Raw genomic sequence first — 2,483 nt, forward strand, 5'->3', positions numbered from 1 at the left:
AAAAGACTGGAGCAAATCTGTTTCTATCATACAGGTTTGCTCCAGTCTTGTATAGGTACTCACTATCTACCGTTTACAATGCTACAAAATTTATTGCATTCTGTAGGAAAACATTATTTCTGGAAGCGAAAGAGATTAACTGGGAAGCTAATGTCTGGTATGTGGAGAAATTAAATATCTCTCCTGAAAGATACAGCCTTAGCAGCACAATTGACAGTTTCTCATTTTTAGATATTCGAAGGGAAGATAATCGGAAGATGCTCCAGGAGTATCTAAAATATCTTTTGGTAGTTACGAATCTTAATTTGGGTACAATACGCATAAAACAAACCTACATAAAAGAATTTCTTAGATATTTGGAGGAGCAGGAAAAAGCAATAACCACGATAGATGCCATTTCAATAAAAGAATATTTTGATAAACTGAGTATGCAAAGGATCAGCTCCCAAAGTTATAATAATAAGATTCGGGCGGTTACAATATTTCTCCAATAGCTGCAGGTGAAAGATGATATAAATTATTTTACGATACCTGTTTTCTTTTATAAAAAGAAAAGTTATCCGAAGAATTGTGAAGTTAAAAACTTGGATAAGAAGCTGGATCTGCTTACGCTTCAACTTTCGGAATTTCCAGATCAGTTGCGTATTATGAGTCTGATTCTACTATATACAGGTATCAATAAAGGAAAGATGTTCTTGCTGAGAAATGTAGATTTTTACTGTGAGAATGAAGATAGCTGGATGAAGGTACCAGGTACGAACAGGAGTATTCCTATACCGGATATCCTGCACTTGCTTGTATTGAGGTATTCAGAAAAGAATCATATAGATATAGAGAGGCTGCTTTTTTTGAACAGAGATAAAAAATATACAGCAAGGAGTTTTGAAGAGGCGATCACGAAACAATGTCTGAAATCTGGTATATTGGATGGAGAATATATATTTAAGGGAAACGGATACCAAAAAGAATTATGTAAAGCCCTTTATCAAAACGGTACTTCAATCCAAACAATTCGGGAGTATATGGGTTATTCTACGGATGAAACAGTAAAGAAATATATCGGATGGGTTGATCAGGAAGTGGCTAGAAAGTCAGATGAGCTTTTCAAGCAGGAAGAAAGTAGTCTGGGAGGGAATCTGTTGATGGCAAAGTATGACAAAATGAATGAAGCGAATCAGCGGGAAAGCGAGAAAAAGATACAACTTGCCATTGCTGAGATTCATAGAACTGCGTCAGAAGGAAAAACAATATCCGTATCTGAACTCTCCAGAAATACAGGATTGTCGAAAGGATTCTTTTATAAGAACGAGCAAGTGAGAAGCCTATTAAATGAAGAGAAAGAAAAACAGGATCAGGGAACACTTGCTCGGATCAAGAGAGAGGTGCGAGATAAAAGTCTGGAGAAACAGGTAGAGTTATATCAAAGGGAAATAAAGAGGCTGTTAGACGAAAACGAAAATTTTAAGAAGGAGAATCGGAAGTTGGTTAGAGCGTTGAATAAGCTGCAAAAGGAAGTGAAATAGAAGAAAGTGTGCATAGTGTTAAATCGCTGATAAATAAAGGAAAATCTTCTTGATGCAAGTTTTCATACCCTTATATGGAGCAAGGCTTTGAGAGTGTATTGTGTGTATAGTGTATGAAAATAGTAGAAAATAGGAACTACATACACAAACAGAAAGAAAATAGTGTATGGTGTTACATGGAATAGAATTAGAAAAATCCTTAAGTCAGGGATAGGTTCTGGTTCTTTTTTTATGCCTTAAGGAAGGGGATGGTTCGATGGATTATATAGAACTGATTGAAGAAGTAAGAGCAGAGCTGCTGCAGGTTGTAAATCAGAGATGCGATGACATGATCCAAATGTATCAGAATGGGGACCCATACAATCGTTCAGAGATCACGCACAGGGAATGCTGTCTGGGGAGGAGTTCTCCATCCATGCTCAAAGGGAAGAGGCCGGTTTCTGTTACATTTGCTTCTGGTGAGACCATAGAAACACCCACATGGAAAAAGGCAGTCCAGACCATCCTGAAGCACTGCAACGGGCAGAAGGACATGCATGAAAGACTGATGCAGCTGAGGGGAAAGGTATTCGGCAGGCAGCGGACGATACTGGGGAAGGATCCGGCAGGCATGGATGTACCGATCCAGATCGATAAGGATCTATATTTTGAGGCCAAGTTTGATACGGAGGCATTACTGACAATGATGGAGAAAAAAGTACTGGAGCCTGTGGGCTATGACTTTTCCGGGATCGTTATCCAGTATACAGAAAAGAAACCGGCGATATCAGAAAGCCTGAAGAGTGTGCAGGGCGAAGGCAGGGAAGAAATGCCGGAAGAGGAACAGAGCGGAGGGATGACGCTGAGTTAGAAAAAAGGATATCTGTATACGAGGCAGAAGGAACGTAAGCGATGAATAACCCACCGTTCCACAGGAACTTGATTTTGCTCTATAATGGTATCAGCTTGGAGCGGATGTCC

Annotated in this window: 3 protein-coding genes; all 3 read left to right on the plus strand. The window is 39.3% G+C overall.

Translation table 11 applies throughout. The features are described from left to right. Positions 1 to 494, plus strand: a 494-nt coding sequence (locus NFS31_RS26480; RefSeq protein ID WP_251502020.1) for a site-specific integrase, incomplete at its 5' end; no start/stop codon positions are given. Positions 495 to 584: 90 nt separating this feature from the next. Next, on the plus strand, positions 585 to 1,523 hold the full coding sequence (locus tag NFS31_RS26485; protein ID WP_251502023.1) for a DUF6262 family protein: 939 nt from the start codon (positions 585 to 587) through the stop codon (positions 1,521 to 1,523). Between the two features lie 256 nt (positions 1,524 to 1,779). Further along, complete coding sequence (locus NFS31_RS26490) at positions 1,780 to 2,373, plus strand: hypothetical protein (RefSeq protein WP_251502026.1); 594 nt, start codon at positions 1,780 to 1,782, stop codon at positions 2,371 to 2,373. Positions 2,374 to 2,483: the final 110 nt, after the last annotated feature.

This window comes from Otoolea muris (genome assembly GCF_943193115.1).
GTDB classification, from domain to species: Bacteria; Bacillota; Clostridia; order Lachnospirales; family Lachnospiraceae; genus Otoolea; species Otoolea muris.

Excerpts from the sequence above, each read along its gene's own strand:
- NFS31_RS26490 (WP_251502026.1), top strand. The coding sequence starts at position 1,780 with ATGGATTATATAGAACTGATTGAAGAAGTAAGAGCAGAGCTGCTGCAG.